Annotated in this window: 15 protein-coding genes; 8 read left to right on the top strand and 7 right to left on the bottom strand. The window is 60.6% G+C overall.

Annotated features, from left to right (window positions below):
• Nucleotides 1–76: 76 nt before the first annotated feature.
• The 3 genes from CYB_RS11020 to CYB_RS11010 all read left to right on the top strand — a co-directional run bounded on the left by CYB_RS11020 (nt 77) and on the right by CYB_RS11010 (nt 4094).
• Nucleotides 77–847 (top strand): hypothetical protein, encoded by a 771-nt coding sequence (locus CYB_RS11020; protein ID WP_011433880.1) that lies wholly within the window; start codon nt 77–79, stop codon nt 845–847.
• Between the two features lie 215 nt (nt 848–1062).
• A complete protein-coding gene (gene cax, locus CYB_RS11015; protein ID WP_011433879.1) occupies nt 1063–2181 on the top strand; it encodes a calcium/proton exchanger in 1119 nt (372 codons plus the stop codon).
• Nucleotides 2182–2300: 119 nt separating this feature from the next.
• Nucleotides 2301–4094 (top strand): mechanosensitive ion channel family protein, encoded by a 1794-nt coding sequence (locus CYB_RS11010; RefSeq protein WP_049749593.1) that lies wholly within the window; start codon nt 2301–2303, stop codon nt 4092–4094.
• Between the two features lie 96 nt (nt 4095–4190).
• On the opposite strand, the gene CYB_RS11005 is transcribed toward CYB_RS11010, so the two are convergent.
• Nucleotides 4191–4430, bottom strand: coding sequence for a DNA-directed RNA polymerase subunit omega (locus tag CYB_RS11005; RefSeq protein ID WP_011433877.1), 240 nt, complete (start codon nt 4428–4430; stop codon nt 4191–4193).
• Between the two features lie 229 nt (nt 4431–4659).
• Nucleotides 4660–5343, bottom strand: a complete 684-nt coding sequence (locus CYB_RS11000) for a DUF2232 domain-containing protein (protein WP_011433876.1) — start codon at nt 5341–5343, stop codon at nt 4660–4662.
• Between the two features lie 226 nt (nt 5344–5569).
• Between CYB_RS11000 and CYB_RS10995 the strand changes: the two genes are divergently transcribed.
• From CYB_RS10995 to CYB_RS10985, 3 genes are all read left to right on the top strand, one after another.
• On the top strand, nt 5570–6580 hold the full coding sequence (locus tag CYB_RS10995; RefSeq protein ID WP_011433875.1) for an ArsJ-associated glyceraldehyde-3-phosphate dehydrogenase: 1011 nt from the start codon (nt 5570–5572) through the stop codon (nt 6578–6580).
• 25 nt (nt 6581–6605) lie between these two features.
• Nucleotides 6606–7892, top strand: coding sequence for an organoarsenical effux MFS transporter ArsJ (gene arsJ, locus CYB_RS10990; protein WP_011433874.1), 1287 nt, complete (start codon nt 6606–6608; stop codon nt 7890–7892).
• Nucleotides 7893–8031: 139 nt separating this feature from the next.
• Entirely contained in the window at nt 8032–9663 is a 1632-nt protein-coding gene (locus tag CYB_RS10985; protein ID WP_011433873.1) for an alpha-D-glucose phosphate-specific phosphoglucomutase, read from the top strand.
• Between the two features lie 44 nt (nt 9664–9707).
• Here CYB_RS10985 and CYB_RS10980 read toward each other — a convergent pair whose 3' ends face one another.
• The 4 genes from CYB_RS10980 to menA all read right to left on the bottom strand — a co-directional run bounded on the left by CYB_RS10980 (nt 9708) and on the right by menA (nt 17215).
• Nucleotides 9708–13100, bottom strand: coding sequence for a hypothetical protein (locus tag CYB_RS10980; protein WP_238376774.1), 3393 nt, complete (start codon nt 13098–13100; stop codon nt 9708–9710).
• 44 nt (nt 13101–13144) lie between these two features.
• Complete coding sequence (locus tag CYB_RS10975; RefSeq protein ID WP_071818204.1) at nt 13145–14323, bottom strand: LptF/LptG family permease; 1179 nt, start codon at nt 14321–14323, stop codon at nt 13145–13147.
• Nucleotides 14324–14400: 77 nt separating this feature from the next.
• Complete coding sequence (locus tag CYB_RS10970; protein ID WP_011433870.1) at nt 14401–16194, bottom strand: LptA/OstA family protein; 1794 nt, start codon at nt 16192–16194, stop codon at nt 14401–14403.
• A 154-nt stretch (nt 16195–16348) separates the two neighbouring features.
• Complete coding sequence (gene menA / locus CYB_RS10965) at nt 16349–17215, bottom strand: 2-carboxy-1,4-naphthoquinone phytyltransferase (protein ID WP_049749652.1); 867 nt, start codon at nt 17213–17215, stop codon at nt 16349–16351.
• A 346-nt stretch (nt 17216–17561) separates the two neighbouring features.
• Between menA and CYB_RS10960 the strand changes: the two genes are divergently transcribed.
• Nucleotides 17562–19208, top strand: coding sequence for an isochorismate synthase (locus tag CYB_RS10960; RefSeq protein WP_011433868.1), 1647 nt, complete (start codon nt 17562–17564; stop codon nt 19206–19208).
• 170 nt (nt 19209–19378) lie between these two features.
• Entirely contained in the window at nt 19379–20437 is a 1059-nt protein-coding gene (gene thrC / locus CYB_RS10955) for a threonine synthase (protein ID WP_011433867.1), read from the top strand.
• A 117-nt stretch (nt 20438–20554) separates the two neighbouring features.
• Here the strand turns inward: thrC and CYB_RS10950 are convergent, their stop codons facing one another.
• Nucleotides 20555–21469: an alpha/beta fold hydrolase gene (locus CYB_RS10950; RefSeq protein WP_238376773.1), complete on the bottom strand. Its 915-nt coding sequence runs from the start codon at nt 21467–21469 to the stop codon at nt 20555–20557.
• Nucleotides 21470–21589: the final 120 nt, after the last annotated feature.

Raw genomic sequence — 21589 nt, 5'->3', positions numbered from 1 at the left:
CGGCGCGGAGCGCTTTGCGTCAGCATGAGTGTGGGAGTATGTCACGTACCTTTAAGGCTGAGCGCAGAGGGATCCCATGGCGATCATCGTCCTGAAAGCCTGGTATTTGGATTCGGTGTTGTCTGCTTCCCAAGTCCAACAGAGGGCCCCCGACCTGCGCCTGAGCCGTACCGGCCTCTTGAAAACGGCGATGCGGGCCGACTTTCTCGACGATGTGGAGCAGGTGAAGGCTTCCCTGTGGTGGCAGCGCTACCTGGAAGGAGAGCTGGTGGAGTTTTACATCGAGGGCAGCGGTGCCTACAGCATCTCCAACCTCGATTTAATTAGCCGCGAGATCTACTTTAATAAGCGGGCCACTCTGAACATGACCGAGCCGGTCATCTACTTCTGCGGCCAATCGGATTACCCCGACTCCAGCGCCACTCTGCACCGGGCATTGCAAGCCGTGGTAGAGACCCTCAATCGCAACCACGGGCCGGTTGTGCCCCTACAGCTTCAGGGATCCCTTCCCGCTGAGGCTGAGACCCCGCTCATCGATGCGGCCTTGATTCGCAAGCTCAAGCACGCGCTGCTGGTGGTGGCCGATGTAACCCCTGTGCAGGTGAATGGCCGGGGGCGTCCCCTACCCAGCCCTCAGGTCTGTCTGGAGTTGGGCTATGCCCTGCAATCGAAGCGCCCCGAACAATTGCTGCTGGTACAACTCCCCCGCGACGGCATCGAGGGATCCTTTCCCTTTGAGGTAGAGGGCAGCAGTTTTTTGAAAATCGCCGATCCCCAGCATCTGTCCGATCAATTGGGAGCCGAGATCGCCCGGCAGTTGCAGCGCAACCGGGTTATCTCCCTCTAGCCAGCAGCACCTATCCAACCTCCCCTCGCAGCCGCTAGACTCTTGGAGATGGCCTCATGGTGGCCGCCTCTGGCCATAGGGGGCGCGGATCCCCGAAACCCAAACAGCCTCGCTACCTTATTTTCCCCTTGTGAACCATGACCCTGGCTAACGCAAATCCTTTGGTTTCGCCGGATCGCTCTGCATCAGGTTGGCAGAGAGGTCTGAACAGCATAATGTTCCTGCTGCTGTTGGGGGTTCCCCTATCTTGGGTGGGGCACTTCCGGGGCTGGGATCCCAACCTGGTCTTCCTCTGTGCGGCTTTGGCGGTGGTGGCCTTGGCAAAGTTTATGGGTCAGGCCACGGAAGAGATTGCAGCCTTGACAGGGCCGACAGTCGGGGGGCTGATCAACGCCACCTTTGGCAATGCGGCGGAGTTAATCATCGGCTTGGTGGCACTGCGGGCGGGGCTGGTGGATGTGGTAAAAGCCTCCGTCACCGGCGCGATCATCAGTAACCTGCTCCTGGTGGCCGGCTTGGCCATGTTTTTGGGCGGGATCAAGTTTCGAGAGCAGAGCTTTCGACCCGAGGTGGCCCGCATGAATGCCTCGGTGATGAACCTGGCGGTGGTGGCCTTGATCTTGCCCAGCGTGGTCACCTATGCCGATGCCAACTTGGGGGAGATCTCCATCCAAGAGCTATCCACGGCAGTAGCCCTGGTGCTGATTGGGGTTTACGGTCTCACTTTGCTGTTTTCCCTCAAAACCCACAGTTACCTCTACGCCCTTCACGAAGCAGAAGCCGCAGAAGATGAGGCGGCCAATCGCCTGGCCCCCAATCCGGTTTTGCAGGCGGAAGGATCCATTCCCCAAGTGCTGACGGCTCCGCCCGAGGGAGCCGGTTTGGGGTTTTGGGTGCTGGCCCTCTTGGGGTTGACGGTGTTGGTGGCGCTGGAGTCGGAACTGTTGGTGAGCACTCTAGAGGACACGCTGGAACACTTTCACATGACGCCGCTGTTTATGGGGGTGGTTTTGTTGCCGATCATCGGCAACGCGGCAGAGCATGCGACGGCGATCACGGTGGCCATGAAAGACAAGATGGATCTCTCCTTCTCGGTGGCGCTGGGCTCGACGATGCAGATTGCCCTGTTTGTGGCACCTCTGCTGGTGCTGGCCGGGGATGTGCTGCATCAGCCCATGAACTTCAACTTCGGCATGGTGGAGTTGGTGGCCATTGCCGTCTCGGTGCTGCTGATCAATTCCGTTAGCAGCGATGGGCGCTCCAACTGGCTGGAAGGGCTACTGCTCTTGGCCACCTATGCCATCCTCGGGATTGCTTTCTTCTTTCTGGAGTGAGGCGTTAAAGTGTTCTGCACCGCTGACGCAAACGGCTCATGCTGCGAAGCTGCGAATGGTGCCCCGCACCGCTGACGGGAACGGTAGGCAGGCCGAAGCCGAGGAAAACGGGATCCCTGTTGTGGCCTCTCCTTTTCGGTGCATCTTTTGCCCTATCCCCCATAGGCGGGCCCGCATGGGGGCAGGAAACTGCTGAAAACAACGGCACCGCCCCCAACCTGCCTTTGCTCAACCGTTTGGATGCCCTAGAAGAGCTGCGGCAAGCGCTTAGCCTCCCCACCTCCTCTGTCCAGGCGGAGGCCGTGACGCTGGATGGGCGGCGTTTGTTCGTGGTTACCGCACCGCAGGGGGATCCCGGCAGCCTGCCTCCGGTGTTGCAGCGGGTGCGCTCCATTGAACAAACCCTGCACCAGTTGGCCAGCGCCGGATTCGATCCAGAGGCGCTGCAGGTTGAAGTCACCCTGGACGGCCAGACCAACCAGCCTGTTATCCGGGTGAATGGGCGACATTTGCTGACCATCACCTCCCTCGATGCTCAATTCCAGGGCGCCCAACCCATGGACTGGGCTGAGCAGGTAGCCGGCATTGTTGAGGAAGCGCTGCGCACTTCGCAACGGGAGCGGCAGCCTCAATTTTTGCGCCGCCAAGCGGTGATTGCCCTCGGCATCCTGGCTGTGGTAGGGAGCCTGAGCCAGCTCTGCCAGCGAAAACGGCGACGGCTGCAGCAAAAACGCGATGCCCTGCAGACGGAATACCAGGCCATCCAAGCAGAGGTACAGGAGCACCTAGCGGGGGAAGAGCAGTCGGGTGTGGATCCCGTCTTGGTCGAACAACAGGCCGGACGCAAACGGCAGGAATCCTACTTGGAGCTGCAAATTCGCCTGCTACGCCTGGTGCAAATTAGCCTGTGGGTGGGCGGAGTCGGGGTGAGCTTGGGCCTTTTCCCGCAAACGCGACCCCTGCAAAGGTTTTTCCTGGTTTCCCTGCGCGGCCCTCTGTTGCGGTTGGTAGGGGTGGGTCTGGCCACCTATGGCAGTGTCTGGCTGAGTGGACTGGTGCTGGATAACCTCTTTGCTGCCCTGCGCCAAGAGCAAAATGCCCCCACCTATCGCCTCAGCAAACGTCTCAGCACCTTTGCCAGCGTCTCTAAAGGAGTTGCAGCCACTACCTTGGTCTTGCTCGGATCCCTGGCTGGCCTGGCCTCGGTGGGGGTCAATATTGGCCCCTTAGTGGCCAGCCTAGGCTTTATTGGGCTGGGGATTTCCCTGGCTGCTCAGGATCTGATTAAGGACGTGATCAATGGGCTGTTGATTTTGATCGAAGATCAATTTGCCGAAGGGGATGTGATCGTGGTGGACGGGCGGGGCGGCCTCGTGGAACACATGGATCTGCGGCTAACCCAGTTGCGCAACACCGAAGGCAGCTTGATCTCCATTCCCAACAGTGCCATCCGGGTGGTGGAGAACCTCTCCAACGGCTGGTCACGGGTGGATCTGGGGATTGTGATCGCCTATGAAAACGATCTGGAACAGGCAATACGCATCACCGAGCAGGTGGCTCTGCAGATGTACCGGGAGCCAGCTTGGCGGGAAAAAATCCTCGAGCCCCCCGAAATGCACGGTGTCGATGATCTGGGGGAGCGGGGGATCACGTTGCGCATTTGGATCAAGGTGCAGCCCCTGCAGCAGTGGAGGGTGGCGCGGGAATACCGCCGTCGCCTCAAGCACGCCTTCGATCAAGCAGGGATCCAGATTCCTTTCCCACAGCAGACCCTCTGGTTCCACAGCCCCTTGGAGATGCGCATCCAGGGTCTCAGCCCAGAGGAGACCCACCGCCTGCTGCACCTGATGGAATCGCGGCTCGAGGCTCGCCTGCGGGAAAGGGATCCCGTTGCAAACGACTTGACAAATTGACAAAATAGGCGGCTGCCGAAAGCTTCTACCCTTAGCCGCTCAGCCGGCTAGCAGTTTCAACAGGGCGGTCGCGCCAGCAGGCCGCAAGTCTAGTGACTACTCATCGCCGATGATTTCCGGCTCAGTCAGTTCATCCGACATTTCGATGACGGCGCGGCGGATCGGCTTCATCCAGCCATCTTCTATATCATCCGGATCCTCGTAGCGGCGGCGCTTGGCGCGGTTGGCCACCTGTACCGTGATGCGATAGCGATTTTTGGAAGCGTTGATCAGAGCCTCTACCCGACGCATCAGCTCGTCATTGTCAATAGCCAGTTGATTCTTGCGGGAAGCCATAATCGCAGTCTTAAATCGCCACCAGGATCCCAACGAGACTCCGTCCCGCTAACGCGAAAGGACTCCGTCCCGCTACCGCGATCCTAGCAGAGAACCTTCCAGTTCTTGCATTCCTGTAGCGTTGCATGGCAATAGGGTGGGACTTTTGCCAAGAACTCATTTGTCAAGATTTGTCAAGAACTCATTTGTAGAGCAGCTTGCTCTGCTCTTGTACAACTCACAGGGGCTGCTAATCCAGCAAAAACTGTACCCACTTCGGCGGGGGTGGCAGCGGGCAACGAAAGTGCTCCATCACCAGGGCGGCCACCAAATGCACCGTGAATACGTAGATGAGGGAATTGAAGGCAATAAATCCCACCACCACCACCTGAACCATCCAGGGTTCTGCCACCCAGTAGACGCCCCATCGGCTGAGGGACACATCCAGGAGCCAGTTGGTTAGGCCGGTAAGTTGAATGGTTACGTAGATCCAGAGGTTTTCCCCCACCAGTAGGGAGGAAAGCACCAACTGAAAGATCAAGCCCAGGGCGCTGAGCACAGCCCCGCTCACCACCGAGACGTACCAGGAAAGACGCTGCTGCCACAGGCGGGCACACCAATAGCCCAGCAGACCATAGGGAATGACATAGAGAATGCTGCGCGTGGGCCCTATCAGCACCGTCAGCAACAGGCCGGAGACCACCAGGGCCATTGCCCCTGTGCGGGGATCCCAGCGCATCACCGCCAGCGCCACCGGAATGGGGAAAAACAGACGTATAAAGGGGGCCAGCGGCGTGTAGCTCAGGATCCAGATCAAGGCCGCGGTACTGGCCAAAAAAGCCGTTTCCACCACCCTCAAAGCCGGAGAACGGGGAGGTGGGGGGGGTAAGGGAGGAAAGTCATCCTGCACAGAAGGCTGAGGCGGCGGGGGCACATCCAGAAAAGCACAACTTTTCCCAGCTTAGGCCACCGGTTGCCGGGCTGGGCGCAATTGTTGCTTGGAGGTGTGGATTTGGACTGCAAACCGACCCCCATCGGCCAGTCTCTCCTGACCCTACCCATCAACTTGTCTTGAAACGACTAGGGCGTTCTGATAAAGTTGAGGCGGGATTTGCCCTGAGAGAGCGGGATCCCTTCTGGACAAGTCTAGGGTCAATGCTATGGCAGTGCGGGTGGGCATCAACGGTTTTGGCCGCATCGGACGGCTGGTGTTGCGGGCTGCTTGGGGCTGGGAAGAGCTGGAATTCGCCCACATCAACGAGATCAAAGGGGGAGCTGCGACGGCGGCCCACCTGTTGAAGTTTGACTCGGTGCAGGGCCGCTGGGCTATCGACATTGAGGGATCCGATAACCGGCTGCGCATTCAGGACAAAACCCTCACCTTTAGCGAACACAAGTCTCCTGGTGAAGTGCCCTGGGCAGAGTTGGGGATCGAGCTAGTGCTGGAATGCTCGGGCAAATTTGTCAAGGCAGCGGAGCTGGATGCCTACTTCAAAGCGGGGGTGCGCAAGGTGATTGTGGCTGCCCCTGTCAAGGACGAAGAGGCCCTCAACATTGTTATGGGCGTCAACGATCACCTGTACGACCCGGCCCGGCACCATTTGCTGACGGCGGCTTCCTGCACCACCAACTGCCTGGCTCCTTTGGTGAAGGTCATCCACGAGGGGATCGGCATTGTTCACGGGGTGATCACCACCATCCATGACGTTACCAATACCCAAACCATGGTGGATGCCCCCCACAAAGACCTGCGGCGGGCCCGCTCCGCTCTGCTGTCTCTGGTGCCCACCACCACCGGCTCGGCTACGGCCATTGGTCTGATTTACCCCGAACTCAACGGCAAATTAAACGGCATTGCGGTGCGTGTTCCTCTCTTGAACGCTTCCCTGACCGATGCGGTGTTCGAAGTCAGGCGGCCCACCACCGTGGAAGAAGTCAATCACCTCTTAAAAACGGCAGCCGAGGGCGAACTCAAGGGGATCCTCGGCTACGAGGAGCTGCCCCTGGTCTCGGTGGATTTCAAAGGGGATCCCCGTTCCAGCATTGTGGATGCGCCCTCGACGATGGTGGTGGATGGCGCCCAGGTGAAGATCCTGGCCTGGTACGACAACGAATGGGGCTATGCCAACCGCATGGCGGAACTGGCCCGCAAAGTGGCCCGCAGTCTATAGAAACATCTCCCTTGGAGACCTGCCCATGACTTCTGTTTCGACAGCTCAAGCCTCTGCGGTTCGCAACTACGCCCTGGTTACAGCGGCCTATTGGGGGTTCACCATCACCGATGGCGCCATCCGCATGTTGGTGCTGCTGCACTTCCACAAGTTGGGCTTTACCCCGATCCAAATTGCCATGCTGTTTCTCTTCTACGAGATCTTCGGGGTGATCACCAACTTCCTGGGCGGCTGGATTGGATCCCTGTTTGGCCTGCGGCTGACCCTGTATGGGGGCATTGCCATCCAGATCTTCGGTTTGGTGATGCTGGGGGTGATCAACCTGCAGTGGCCGGTCTGGAGTCAGGTGGCCTACGTGATGACCGCCCAAGCTCTGGCCGGGATCGCCAAAGATCTCACCAAGATGAGCTCCAAAAGCGCCATCCGCCTGGTGGTGCCCAAAGAAGCGGAATCCCGCCTGTTTCGTTGGGTGGCTATGCTCACCGGATCCAAAAACGCCCTCAAGGGGGTGGGGTTCTTTGTGGGAGCGGCCCTGCTGCAGATCTTCACCGAAATCTACGGGGATCCCATGGGCTTCCGCATGGCCAACTTTGTCCAGGCGGGGGCGTTGGCTTTGATCTTCTGTTCGGGGGCGCTGCTGCCGGCAGACATGGGCAAAATCAAGGCCAAGATCCCCTTCAAGCGGCTGTTTTCCAAGAGCAGAGAGATCAACATCCTCTCGGCAGCTCGCTTTTTCCTGTTTGGGTCGCGGGATGTGTGGTTTGTGGTGGCCCTGCCGGTGTTTCTCTACGACGAGCTGGGCTGGACTTTTATGCAGGTGGGCAGTTACATGGCCATCTGGGTGATTGGCTATGGGTTCATTCAGTTTGTAGCGCCGCAACTGCTGGGTGGGGGTCGCCCTGGCCGTGCTCCCAAGGCCCGCACCATCCAGATTTGGACCTTCGTGCTGACGGCGGTGCCGGCGATCATTGCCACAGCCTTCATGGCCGGGCTGGCACCGGAGCTGGTGATCACCGGCGGCTTGATCCTGTTCGGGATCGTCTTTGCCTTCAATTCGGCAGTGCATTCCTACCTGGTGCTGGCCTACACGGAAGACGACGACGTAGCCCTCAATGTGGGCTTTTATTACATGGCTAATTCCGGCGGGCGGCTGTTGGGGACGGTAACTTCTGGGATCCTCTTCCAGTTCTACGGATTGGAGGGCTGTCTTTGGTTTTCCACCCTCTTGATCTTGGCGGCGGGGCTGTTCTCGTTGAAATTGCCGGATCCCAGCAAAACCCCGGTGGAGTGGGTGGTTAAGCCAGGGGATTGAAGATGGAGGGCTACCAGCGGAGATCGATGCATCCATTCAACCCATCCACAAATGGGTGGAGGGGAAAGAACTCTGCTCAGCACAAACGAGAGGCCCAACGATGAGATAGTAGAGGAGCAAGCAGCTTTTCCGGCAGCCTATGAGCCTGCGCATTGTTCCCACGACGCCCTTCCCTGGCCAGAGACCCGGCACCTCTGGCCTGCGCAAGCCGGTATCGGTGTTTCAGCAGCCCCACTACCTGGAAAACTTCGTCCAATCCATTTTTGATGTCCTAGAGGGATCCGCCGGCCAAACCCTGGTGGTGGGGGGGGATGGCCGCTACTACAACCGCGAGGCCATTCAGATCCTGCTCAAGATGGCGGCGGCCAACGGCATCGGGCGAGTCCTGGTGGGCCAAGGAGGGATCCTCTCCACGCCGGCGGTTTCCTGTCTCATCCGCAAGTACGGCGCCTACGGGGGGATCATCTTCTCTGCCAGCCACAACCCCGGCGGCCCCCAGGGGGATTTCGGCATCAAGTACAACATCGGCAACGGTGGCCCTGCCCCGGAGAAGGTGACCGAGGCCATTTACGCCCGCACCCAGCAGATCCGGGAGTACCGCATCCTGGAAGCTCCCGATGTCGATCTGGATCGCTTGGGCGAGCAACGGCTGGAATCCCTGACGGTGTCCGTCATCGACCCGGTGGCCGATTACTTGGGCCTGATGCAGCGTCTGTTCGATTTCGAGGCCATCCGCGACTACCTGGCTTCCGGGATCCGCATTGCCTTCGACGCCATGCACGCCGTCACCGGCCCCTATGCCCACGCCATTTTGCAGGGATCCCTGGGAGCACCAGAGGGCAGTGTGCTCAACGGGCAGCCCCTGCCGGATTTTGGCGGCGGACACCCGGATCCCAACCTGGTGCATGCCCGCTCGTTGGTGGAACTGTTGTTTCGGGAAGATGGGCCGGACTTTGGGGCCGCTTCCGATGGGGATGGGGATCGCAACCTGATCCTGGGCCGCCAATTTTACGTGACCCCCAGCGACAGCTTGGCAGTGCTGGCAGCCAATGCCCACCGGGTACCCGGCTACCGAGAAGGGCTGGCGGGAATTGCCCGCTCCATGCCCACCAGCCAGGCAGCAGATCGGGTGGCGGCCAAGCTGGGGATCCCTTGCTATGAGACCCCCACCGGCTGGAAATTCTTCGGCAACCTGCTGGATGCGGGCAAAGTTACCCTCTGCGGGGAAGAGAGCTTCGGCACCGGATCTCACCACATCCGGGAAAAAGACGGGCTCTGGGCCGTCCTGTTTTGGCTGAACATTTTGGCCGTTCGACGGCAGCCGGTGCGGCAGATCGTGGAAGAGCACTGGCGCACCTATGGGCGCAACGTCTACTCCCGTCACGACTACGAGGGACTGCCGGTGGAGGTGGCCGAGGCGCTGATGGAAGACTTGCGACGCTCCCTGCCTGGGTGGGTGGGCCAGCGCTTGGGATCCCACACAGTGGCTTATGCCGATGACTTCAGCTACACCGATCCCGTGGACGGCAGCACCACCAGCCACCAAGGGATCCGCATCGGCTTTGAGGATGGATCCCGCATCATCTACCGGCTTTCGGGAACCGGCACCCACGGAGCCACCCTGCGGGTGTACCTGGAGCGATTGGAGCTGGATCCCGCCCGGCATGGCCTGGATCCCCAAGTGGCCTTGGCCGAACAGATTCAACTGGCCGATCACCTTGCCCAGATTCGCGCCCGCACCGGTCGGCAGCAGCCAGACGTCATCACCTAGCCCGTCGCAACAGTGGACAGGGAGCCTTCCCAGGGAAGCGGGGATCAGGGCCTGAGGCCATCCCAGCCGGTCGCGTCGGCGTCGCGGAGCAGAAAGGTGCCGATAGGGGAGGTGATGGGAGAGGTCAGTTGAAAATCTCCCCGCTCTTGGGTGAGGCCCACCGGGCGACTGGGGAAAGCCACCAGGATCCCTTCCAGGCGCAGCGACTCGGCTACCGGATCGTAGGCCAGGCGCAGCTCAAAATCCCGCAGGTCGCGGCGAACTTCCACCCGGCGGATCCCTGCTTCCGTCAGGCCCAAGCGCAGCCGCCAGTGATTTTGCCATCGCGTGCCGAGGGTGGCATCCAGCTCCAGGCCATAGGTAGAGATCTGGCCCAACCGGGGATCGTAAACCGCCTGCAGCGCATAGCTGATCCCCGGCTCATACACATCCAGGCCGGAGCGTTGATCCCGGTTAAATGTGGTGCTGCTGCGCCCCCGATACTCCAGACGAACGGGTTGGAGCTGTCCCTGGTTCAGGTCGTAGGCCGTCTGCAACTGAATGTTGAACAGATCAGGGGCGGTGCTCCAGGTGAAGTTGGCGTTGAGGGTATCCCACTTCTGGGTGATGAAGTCGTAGCCAAGGCTGGTGTCCAGGCGCACCAGGTTTTTCACCTCTGCCTGCAGCTCCTGCAAGTTGCGGGAGGCAATCGCTGCCAAATCCTCCGGGGTATCGTCGGGGAAGGTCAGGGCTATCGGCAGCTCGCCGGGCAGGTCATCTTCAAAGGCAATGTAGCCTGGGGGCACATCGGGTAGGGGATCGCGGGGCGTAAAGAAGCTGATGTTGGCATTGATGCGATCCACATCTTTAGGGCTGGTGGAGAGGGTTTGGAAGGGCACAGAATTGTTGCCGTAGAAGGTGCGGCTGTAGCGCAGGTCGATGGTATTCCAGTCGGCAGGTCTGAGACTGAGGCGAGGGTTGAGGCTGACGGTAGACTCCTGGTCAGGAGTGGAGTAGAGGACTTGGGTGTAATCGATAGAACCCGGCATGAAGGTGATCCAGGGAGCCGGTTGAATATCGTTGAACTGGAGGCTGGAGCGCAGCTCGTAGCGATTGAAAAAGTGGAGACCTGCCCCCACCTCTTGATCCGGCTGTTGCTCTTGAGTCAGGGTGAGGGCGCTGCTGAGGGCAATATCGGGCGTGATGCGAATGAGGTCGGGGTTAAAGGCCAGCTCGAAGTTGCGACGCGGCTCGTTGTCGCCATTGGAACTGCTGTAGGCACGGTAGGCTAGGCGATAGGTACCTCCCCAACCGGGTGGGGTCAGTTGAGTGCCCAGCGTCAACCGCGCATCGGCAAAGTCGGGGCCATCTTTGACGCTCACCCGCTGGTTGTAGTCCAAGCGCAGATCCGATTGCAGCCAATGCACGCCCCCGTAGCGCTGAGTGTGGCTGAGGGTGAGGGGGAAGCTGTAGATGCCCCGCTCCTGGGATCCGGTGCGGCTGATGTTGAGGGTGGTAGTGGAGAGATCCCCCTGAAAGGTGGCGTTGAGGCGGAGATCGGCGTTGTCGTTGCGCCCGCCGGCAGGACGGTAGGTGTTGTCCAGGTTGAGGTTGAGCTGCCCCCGCAGTTGGCCTTCCTGCCCAAAGAGGTTGGCAGCGTAAAAGTCGAAGTTGTGGTCGATGCGGAAACGGCTGGAGAAGCGCTGTTGGTCGGCTTCGGTAACCAAGTAAAACTGGGCTCGCCCGTAGTTGACACTGTCCGGGATGGGCAGGATGTAGTCATGCAAGAAACCAATGCCCACCCCTTTTTTCTGGATGGCATCCAGCCGCAGGCCGCCGAAGTTGTATTCGTCGAAGCGGTAGGCCCAACTGGATTTGACAAACACCCCCTCTGTCTCGCTGCGCCCCGGCAGCACCCATTGGTGATCTCGCAGGCTGTAGATGAACAGGGGGAAATAGGCGATCTGAAGGCCCGCCCGCAGATCCCCTGCTTCTGTCAGCTCGCCGCCGGCAAACACGCGGGCGTCGTAGACGATCACCCGGTCATCGGGAAACACCTCCACCCGATCCCCTTGCACGTAGTGGGTGATGGGTGGCTCTGGCGAGGTGGTGACGGTGGCTTTCTCGAAAAAGATCTGATCCCCCAAAATGGCAGTGGTCTCTTGGCTGCGCACAAAGACCTTGGTGCCCGGCTCCTCCCCCGGCAGAATGACCAGCGAGCTCTCAAATTGGGCGGTGCGACCGGGGATATCCAGATCCAAATTTCGCCCTTCGATTTGCCGGATCCCGCGCCCTTGGGGGCCAGGGGGCTGCTCCATGCGAAAAGGGCCCTCGCTGCGCAGGCGTCGCTCCCGCCGATAAAACAGCAGCCGGTCGCCGGTGATGCGGGTGCCGTCGGCCAGTTGGATCAAGGCGTTCCCCTCGGCAATGCCCAGGTCTTGTTCGGCGATGTAGCTGAGCACATCCCCACTCACGTTGATTTGATCCGGGTCAAGGGGAATTTGCCGCTGCGCGGTGGCCGAGAGCTGCTGGCGGATTTGGGATCCCTGGCTAACGTTCCCTGTCGCCGAGACGGCATCTGCCCCGGTGCCCAGATCCCGCAAAAGGGGGAACTGCTCCAGCAGTTGAGGAGCCAGGGGTGAGCCAGCGGTGGGGATAAAGGCTTCCGTTCCCCTTGGAGGGGATCCCGTCAGCCCCGACCCAGGGGTGGCCTCTGCCAACAGGACACCGCCCAAATCCAAGCTCCCACCGGCTTGGGAGATCAAGGGAGGAACCGTCGAAGCTGGGATCCGGTGCAACCTTGCCTCTGAACCAGCTCCACCTTGCAGTTGGGCCGTAGCCCGGTTTTCGCCATTGGATTCCGATCGCGTTAGCGGGACGGAGTCCTTGGTGGGGCGCAGCCAGGGTTGCTCTTCCACTCGCAGGGCCTCAGCCTGAGAAGTCATGGGCTGGGAAAGCCGAAGGGAGTCCAGGGTGGGAACTGCTGCAGTGGGCGTCGCCGGTGAAGGGGGTTGGGGAGAAGGTGTTGCCTGGGCCTGCTGCGCCTGTCGCCGAGCATGGGCTGCTGCCCCTTCGGCCAACAGCCGTTGTAGCCGCTGTCGGTTCAGTTCTTCTGGCGTGAGGGGCTTTTCAGGAGAGTTGGCAAGGGGAGGGGATCCAAAGTCTGAAACCGGGGCCGTAGGGGGTGGGGTTGCCGCAGTCAAGGCTGTAGCAGGCAGAGAAGATTGCGCCTCGGCCAAGGTGATGGGCTCCTCATCGGCGGCAGCCATCGGTTCTGGGCTGGAAGCCCGGCGGGCCAGTTGCAGGCGCTGAGCAAGTGTTTGCGCTGACCGAAAGCGCTGGTAGCCCTCCAGAGAGAACTCCGTCCCGCCGACGCCAACAGTGGGCAGGGGGTCCAACTGGGCGAAGACGGCCTCCCCCGTCCCCAACCACAGGGAGCCGCCCCAGCAAAGAGCCAACCACTTTGCCCAAGGGCTGAAGTCAGGGGGGAAGTTGCAGGATTTCACCGTAAAAACCGCCACAGTAAAGAGAAGCCCACCCCACCGAAAATCATATTCGGCAACCAGGCAGCCAGCCAGGGATCGATGTGCTCAACTCGACCCATCGCTCGTCCCAGGCTCATCAGTACATAGTAAATAAACACCAGAACAATCGCTAGCGCCACGCCGCCGTAGCGCCCCGTTTGCCGCACCGTTTGCAGGCCCAAGGGGGCAGCCACCAAGATGGCGAAAAAGCTGGCCAAAGGAATGGCGAACTTGAGGTGGTATTCCGTCAGGCAGCGAGCCACATCGGCAGAAGGACGTTGCTCCGCTCGATATCGCTGGCACTGCTCCCACAGCTCCCCCGCCCGTTGCTCTTGGGGCACCTTTTCCGCGTACACCAGGCCCACCAGTTTGTTGACGATGTTGAGCTGCATTTCTTCCACCTGGCCTTCATAGTAGGTGCGCCCCTGCTCGTCATAACGGCGGATCACCACATCTCGCAGTTGCCACGATTGGCCCACCTGCTGCGCGGTTTGAGCGGAGATCACCTGCGGATAGCGCAGGTGGCCGGTCTCAGCTTTGCGATCCAGGATCAACAAATCCTGCATCAAGCCGGTCTTCGGGTCAATCGATCCGACATGAAACCAGAGATCATCATCCACCCGCACGATCTCTTCTGGATTAAACAAAAGAGCATCTTGAGCCAAGATGAGGTTCTTGTTCAGGATTTTCACCTTTTGGTTGGTTTCCGGCACAATCACTTCATTGGTCAACAGCGCCAAGCCGCTGATCAGCAGGCCAATACAGAGCACGGGGATAAACACTTTGCGATAGGGGATCCCAGCAGCACGCAGGGCGGTGATCTCGCTGTCGGCTCCCATTTTGCCCAGGGTGAGCAAGGTGGTAAAGAGGCCGGCAATGGGAAAGGTGACCACCAAAATGGCGGGCAAATTGAGGAGGAGAATGTGCAAAATGGTCAGGGGAGGGGCGCCCTTTTTCACCAGCAGATCGGTGTAGATAAACAGCTGGTTGCCCAGCATCATCACCGTCCCCCCGGCCACCCCCAGAAAGAAGGGGCGGATCATCTCTTTGAAGAGATAAAACTCCAAAAAGGCAGCTCCCAATCTCAGGGATCCCCAAAAGCTGCCCGCTTGAGCAGGGGTTCTGCGCAGTTTGCCCTCGGCGAGTGGAGCCGTCATGACATCACCTCGGATCACAACCTCAGCCAAACCTGGACGATCAAAAACCACAGATGGCTCCCCGAGGGGGGATCCCATCAGAGGGCGTCGGTGATGCGAAACTGAAACATGCCCTGCTGTTGCCTGTCCCCTTCGACGGTGTATTCATCTTGTTTTATGTTCAGGGTAACCAGCTTGCCACTGAGGCGATTGGCGCCCCGGCACATCTGATCCAGCGCGTTGCGGCCCGGCAGAGCTTGGGTGCTCTCCCCGGGAAGGCGGCCGACCTCTCCCCGATCGCAGAGCACCACAGGAGCCTGTTCGGCGCTGATTTTGAAAATTTGTTCTCGGTCAAAGTAATCGGCGCGATCCCCTTCGATGGCGCGGTTGGCCTGCACAATAACCACATTGCCAAAGAAGCGGGCATCGCTGCTGGCTTGGTCGATCTCCACCCGGTCGGCGTAGATCACCGTCGGCTGATCCACATCGGCCTGGGTCTCCGGGTTTTGTAGCCGCCGCGCCAGCCACTCCCCCTCGATCTGCTCGATCACCACCTCTCCCCGCAGCTCCACTTTCTCAGGGGTGATGGTGGCCTGGTTGGCCTTGGCCCTGCGCCCCCGCTGGATGAACTCGACGGCATCGCTAAACTCGGAAGTGCCGGTGCGGGAGTTGTAAACCAGGCGGGCAGCCCGCACCTCGGTTTCGGCTTGGCGCAGCTCCTCTGTCAGGGATCCCTCGCTGGGCGCCGGAGTGGAGGTAGCCATCTGCCGGTAGAGGACGTTGTCTTCAAAGAGGAAGATCTTGTCGCGGTGGTTGCCCTCCAGGCGGGCGGAGGTGAGCACCCGTCCGGGCTCTTCCAGGGTGACCCCTCCGGTCAACAAACTTTGGGATTCGCGGCGGCGGTAGGTGCCCTGGGCCGACCGGATGATGGTTTCCCCCTGCTGGATCTCCAGGTTGCCTTCCCCTTGGGCAATTTGCGTGTTGCGGTCGTACGTGAGGCGGTCGGCAATGATGGTGACTTCTTGATCCTGTTGGTCTGGGGTCGCCTCCGGGCCGGGAGAGGCCTGGGCCAAGCGCAGATCCGCCAACAAGGGATCCCGGCTGCTGTCGCCGGCCACCTCCTGTAACACCACACCGCCGGAGAGAATGCTTTGGGCCTGCTGGCGCAGGTAGGTGCCTTGGGGAGCGCGAATCTCGATGCCGCGTTCGCGAATGCGCAGGTTCCCTTTCCCCTCGGCCACCTGGTTGGTGCGGTCGTAGGTGATCTGGTCGGCGGTGATGGTGGTGGAGGTGGGTGCCGAGCCGTTTGGGGGCAACACTATCAGCTTGCCCTGCTCGGCCCTGAGAAGGGCAAATTGAAAGTTAAACGAGCCAGAGCGGCCCTGCAACACCATTTCCCGGCCTTTGAGGGTGAACTCCGCGGCCACCTCGATGCGTTCTTCGGGGGTGACTCTCAGGGCGCTGGTCAAGAGCAGGCTGCCGTCGTCGCTCCTCACCTCCACCTCGCCATCCAAATACAGCTCGTCGGCGGTGGCATTGTAGCGGGCTCGCTTGGCCCGCCAAGTCATCTGCTCGCTGCTATCAAAAAAGGGATCCGGCACCCCTTTTTGCCGGTCAGCACCTTCTCCGTAGAAGTAGCCGTGTGCCCCCTGTTCAAATACCTGTTGCCCAGCTGCCAGATCCACCTGCTCGGCAATCAACCGCCAACGCTGATGGCCTCCCCGACGACCCAAGATGTCTACCCTGCGGCTGACCGAGAGGGGCTGATCGGGGGAAGGAGACTCCACCTTCACTTCCTCGATGTCGATCGACAAGGCCCAGCCCACCAAAGCAGCCAAGATGCTGCTCCCCAACAGCGCCACTCCCAGGTTGGAATTGAAGAATCGCCCCATCCTATTCTTGCTGCCGCCTCACCTCGACCCGAACTGACCACTCCCCTTGGAGCCAACGCTCTGAGCTAGCACTCTAGGCTGTAGCTTATCCCATTTTGCCGGCTGCACCGGGGGGATCCCGCGCACACCTAGCCTTAAGCCGACTTTTCAGCCTTCAGCCATAGCGGCTGAGGATGAACCCTAGCCCCAGAAACAGCCCCAGCCAAAAATGGAGACTGACGGCGATGAACTTGGAGTGGCTAATCCGCTGCGGCTGATCGTGATAGGTACCCAGCAGGCGGGAAAGCCGCACTGCAAACGGGATCCCCGCCAAACTCAGCAGTGTCCAAGCCGGAAAGATCCCCAGCCCCACAAACAGCAGCATCAGGCCAAAAAGGCTGCCGCAGAGCCAGGGGATGAGGCGGGCCGAGCGCAAGGTTCCCAGGCGGGCCACCGGCGAGCGCTTGCCACAGGCTAAGTCATCCTGCACTTGATGGAAATGGGAACAAAACAAAATCAAGCTGGTCGCCATTCCCACCACCAGTGAGGCCGCTAACCCCGGCAGCGACCAAGTCTGGCTTTGGCTGTAGTGGGCAGCCGAGACCGCCAGCGGCCCAAAGCTGAAAAAGCAGAGGATCTCCCCCAGGCCCTGGTAGCCCAGGCGCAGGGGCGGCCCTTGGTAGGCATAGCCCAGCCCACAGGCCACCAGCACCAACAGCAGCACCGTCGGATCCCATTGCCGCCAGCTCAGCCACAGGATCCCCAGCAGACCCAGGGCCAAAAAGGCATTCCCCACCCAAAACACCTGCCCCGGCTTGCCCGTCAGGTTGACCAGCGAGTGGAGTTTGTTTTTGTCCACCCCTGTCTGGGCATCGAACACGTCGTTGCTGAGGTTGACCCAGGCCAAGATGCAGATGGCAGCTCCCCAAAACACCCCCAAAACCCCCAAGTCCAGCACCCCTGACTGGGCGTAGGCAATGGCGGATCCCACCCAGATGGGCATGATCGCCACACTGTACATGGGGGGCTTGAGGGCAGCCATCCACAATTGCCGGCGAGAGCGGTTGCTCCATGCGGCCTCTGCTGCTGGCTGCACTTGGCTGACATCTGGATGCATGCGAATTCTCCTTGGGGAGCAAGCCTGCTCTGGGGCCTGTCTCTGGATCTGTCTACAACCATCTGCTCTGTAGGGTAGAGCGCCTGAGAAAGCATCCCCCAGGATGCTAAGAAACTTTGCAGTCCGTGAAGAAGCTCCTCAGATCTGGCCCCCAGAAGCTCAGGCTGCCGGCCCTTCTCCTAATCTCTTATCCTAAAGTCATCTTCTGCCGGTCTCCATCGACGGGTGTCCTGTTTTCGGCCAAGGTGGGATCGTCTTCTTTTTCTTGCGCATGACCTCTTCTCTTTCCCCTTGGAATGCCCACGGTACGCTTGAGTGCCTGGAGTGGCCGAGAGCATGGCCGCCGACTCGCACTTCTACCTGGACGGACGAGGCGAGGGATCGGCGCCACTGGGATCCCTTCCTAGCCGCCTGCCAACAGATGGCGCGGGCGCGGGGCGTGCCCCAAATCCTCAGCTTGTCGCAGCCCATCCCAGAGCTGGATCCGCTGGCGGTGCTGGCCCAGAGGCTGGGTTCGCTCCCCACGAACCGATTCCCGAGCTACTGTTATTTCTCCCACAAGGCCCACGGGGAAAGGGTGCGGGTGTTGGGATGGGGATCCCTGCGGCAGGTTGATCTCGCGGGAGAAGGGGGCTTGCGGGCGGCACGGAGCTTTGTAGAAGAGCTGCAGCCCCACGTCCATGCCGCTTGCATTGGCAGAACGGAGCCCTCGGAAGTGGGAAGATTCCCAGACAGCCGGCAGGAACGCCCTCTGTGTTTCTGTCGCCTCAGTTTCAGCCCCAGGAGTGATGGGGGGGCGGCGCTGGTGCTGCCGCGCTGGCAACTGTTGCAGGTACCAGGCTCCTGGAGATCTCTGGCGGTGGCGCGGCTCAATCTGGAAATCGACCCCGAGAGCGACCTAGCGGCTTTGGCCGGGCAGATCACCGCCTTTTTTGCCCAAATGGAGCGCCTTTCTCGATCCCCCTTGCCCTCGTGGGAATTGCAAGCTCCTGTGCCAGTGAACTTGGAGGAAGCCCCCCTCTTGGCGCGCATCCAAAAAGCCCTGCAGGTGATTCAGGCGGGATCCCTGGAGAAAGTGGTGCTGGCCGAAGCCGTGGATCTGCACTTGCCTGTCCCGCCGTCAATCCCGTCCCTGCTGGCCTACCTGGAAAAAGATCATCCCGATTGCAGCATCTTTGCCTTTGCCGCTGGCGTCAGCGGGCCGAAGTCCTTGGAGGCAGATGCTCGGGGGAATTTGCCGGCCAGGCCTCTCCCCCTGGTCCAAGAGGGGGCCTTTCCCCAGGTTTTCTTGGGGGCCACCCCGGAGCGCTTGCTTTCCGTGTGGCAAGGCCGGGTGCAGATCGATGCCTTAGCCGGCTCCGCCGCCCGCGGCGCCACCCCTGTCCAGGATCGCCAGTTGGCCGAGGAGCTGCTCCGCAGCCCCAAAGACCGCCGCGAACACCAGTGGGTGGTGCGCTCGATCCAGGAGGCTCTGGGTCGGTTGGGGATGGATCCCTGCATTTCCCCGCAACCGCGGCTGCTCCGTCTAGCCAACATCCAGCATCTGCAAACCTTGATCGAGGCGGAGCTCCCCGCCGATGTACATCTGTTCGATCTGCTGGCCCAGCTCCACCCGACGGCAGCGGTGGGAGGGTATCCCCAACAGGCGGCGCTGCAGTGGCTAGAGCGGTTGGAACCCTTTGATCGCTCCAGCTATGCCGCTCCCTTGGGCTGGGTAGACTTACAGGGCAATGGCGAGTTTGTGGTGGGGATCCGCTCCGCCCTAATTCGGGGGAATTGGGCCCGCTTGTATGCCGGTGCCGGGATTGTGGCTGACTCCAACCCAGAGCAAGAGCTGGCCGAGATTCGTCTGAAGTTGCGCTCTCTGGTGCAGGCTCTGGCCTTGCGACCTGCAGCTCCTCTGCTCCCCAGCTTCTGAAGAGAGGGGATCAGGAAGATGTTTCTGCCGCCGCTGCGGGAGGTGGATACGAACCCCTCCACGAACAGCTACAGTGAGAAAGCTGGTCTTTGATTAGCCTCGGTGTCCTCTGCGGCATGGCGACCCTGAATCCCACCCATCCCCCTCGTATAGCCGGATCCCGCGCGCAAGTGGGGCTTTGGCCCGGCCTGATCCAGCACTATCGGGAATGGCTCCCCGTCAGCGCCAGCACACCTGTGGTCACGCTACATGAGGGCAACACGCCTCTGGTGCCTTCCCCGGCTTTGAGCCAACGGCTGGGGCGAGACTGTCAAGTTTACCTGAAGTTGGAGGGCCTCAACCCCACCGGTAGTTTCAAGGATCGGGGTATGACGATGGCCGTGTCCAAGGCCAAAGAGGCAGGGGCAGAGGCGATCATCTGCGCCAGCACCGGCAACACCTCGGCGGCGGCTGCTGCCTTTGCGGCCAAAGGAGGTCTGCGGGCCTATGTGCTGATCCCCGATGGCTACGTGGCCAAAGGCAAACTGGCCCAAACCCTGATGTACGGGGCGGAGATCATCGCCGTTCAAGGCAACTTCGACCAAGCGCTGGCTATGGTGCGGCAGCTGGCGGAAACCTACCCAGTGGCCCTGGTGAACTCGGTCAACCGCTTCCGCTTGGAAGGGCAGAAAACCGCCGCCTTCGAGGTGGTGGATGCTTTGGGGGATGCCCCCGATTGGCTCTGTATTCCGGTGGGCAACGCGGGCAACATCACGGCTTATTGGATGGGGTTTTGCCAGTACCGCCAGCAGGGCAAGGCTACCCGTCGCCCTCGTCTCTACGGCTTCGAGGCTGCCGGTGCTGCCCCCATGGTGTTGAACCGGGTGGTGGAACACCCAGAGACGGTGGCCACGGCCATTCGCATCGGCAATCCTGCCAGTTGGGTGAAGGCCAAGGCGGCAGTGCAGGTGAGCGGCGGTCAGGTGGATAGCGTCACCGACGAGGAGATTCTGGCAGCCTATCGTCTCCTGGCATCCGAAGAAGGGATCTTTTGCGAGCCGGCCAGCGCGGCCTCGGTGGCAGGATTGCTGAAATGGCGAGAGCAGGTGCCTGCTGGAGCACAGGTGGTGTGCGTGCTGACGGGCAATGGCCTTAAGGATCCGGACACGGCCAGCCACCAGGGATCCGCTCCTATCCACACCGGCGTTGTCCCTGAGCTGTCCGCTGTTGCTCGTCTGATGGGTTTCTAGCAGAAACCGCCCGCTGGTTAGGGTCAGGCGTTCCCCTTGGGCGGCGCTCCGTCGCCTATCGGGCATCGCCATCTGGCAAGCGGCATTCCTCTCTCGGCCATACGCTACAGCCCCAGCTCAAAGCCCGCATTGTGCGGAAAGGGCTGTGTCGAGAAATTCCCGAATTAGGGGCAGCACCTGTTCCCCATGCAAGGCAGGGATGGCGTGGCCGGCCCCGGCCAGGATCTTGAGCTGAGCCCCAGGGATCCCTTCGGCATAGGTTTGGCAGTGCCAGAGGGGAATGGTGTCGTCCTGTTCGGCGGCGATCACCAGTGTGGGGGCCTGAATGTGTTGGAGATAACGTTCAACCGTATCGACGGCAGCTTGCGGGCGCAGACGTTGTCGAAGAAATTGCCGAGCGACTGGCTGTTGGCGCAGGGATCCGCGCAACCACAAGAGCTGGGCCAGTTGGTCTTCCCAATGCCACCAGCGGGCCAAGGGGGTGATCGCCCGCAGCAACCAATCTACCCAAGCGCTTTCCCAAAGCAAGGGCCGCAAATGGTTGTAGCGTCTCACAAAGCCGTCGTCGCGGATCCCGGCAGGAGCCAACAAGACCAATCCCCTCAGCGGATACCGTACTGCATAGGCCGCTGCCACCCATCCCCCAAAGGAATGGCCCACCAAAACCGGAGCAGGTAGGCCCAGCGTTTGGACAAATCCGCGCACAAACTCCACTTCTGCAGCGATGTCGTAGCGCAAGGCCGGTTGGCCAGACTGCCCGAACCCCAGCAAATCTAAGGCAATGCAGCGATATTCGTCTCCCAACCCTTGCATCAGCGGCCACCAGTTGGCGTGAGTGGCCATAAAGCCATGCAGAAACAGCAGTGGGATCCCTTTTCCCCAGTCTCGATAGGCAGCCCAGCAGGACTCTGCCCCTGCGATGTTCAACCCTTCCAATTTCACCCTGTGCAGCGGGATCTCTTGAACGCGGGCCTGTAACTCCGCCAAGCGCTTGGCCAGGGGGAGTCGTTCCAACAGCGTTTGCCTGGTCATCGGCTTGGGGTCAGTAGACACAGACAGATTCAGCAGATGCAGTTTCTTCCGGAGCAGCATTGGCTACAGCGAATGCACCTATACGGAAATATCTCTCGTATCTCTTTGAACAGGGATCCT

Origin of the sequence: Synechococcus sp. JA-2-3B'a(2-13) (assembly GCF_000013225.1) — a bacterium.
Classification (GTDB): Bacteria; Cyanobacteriota; Cyanobacteriia; order Thermostichales; family Thermostichaceae; genus Thermostichus.
The sequence above is the reverse complement of the archived record's forward strand: the minus strand, read 5'-3'. Positions and strand labels throughout refer to the sequence as shown.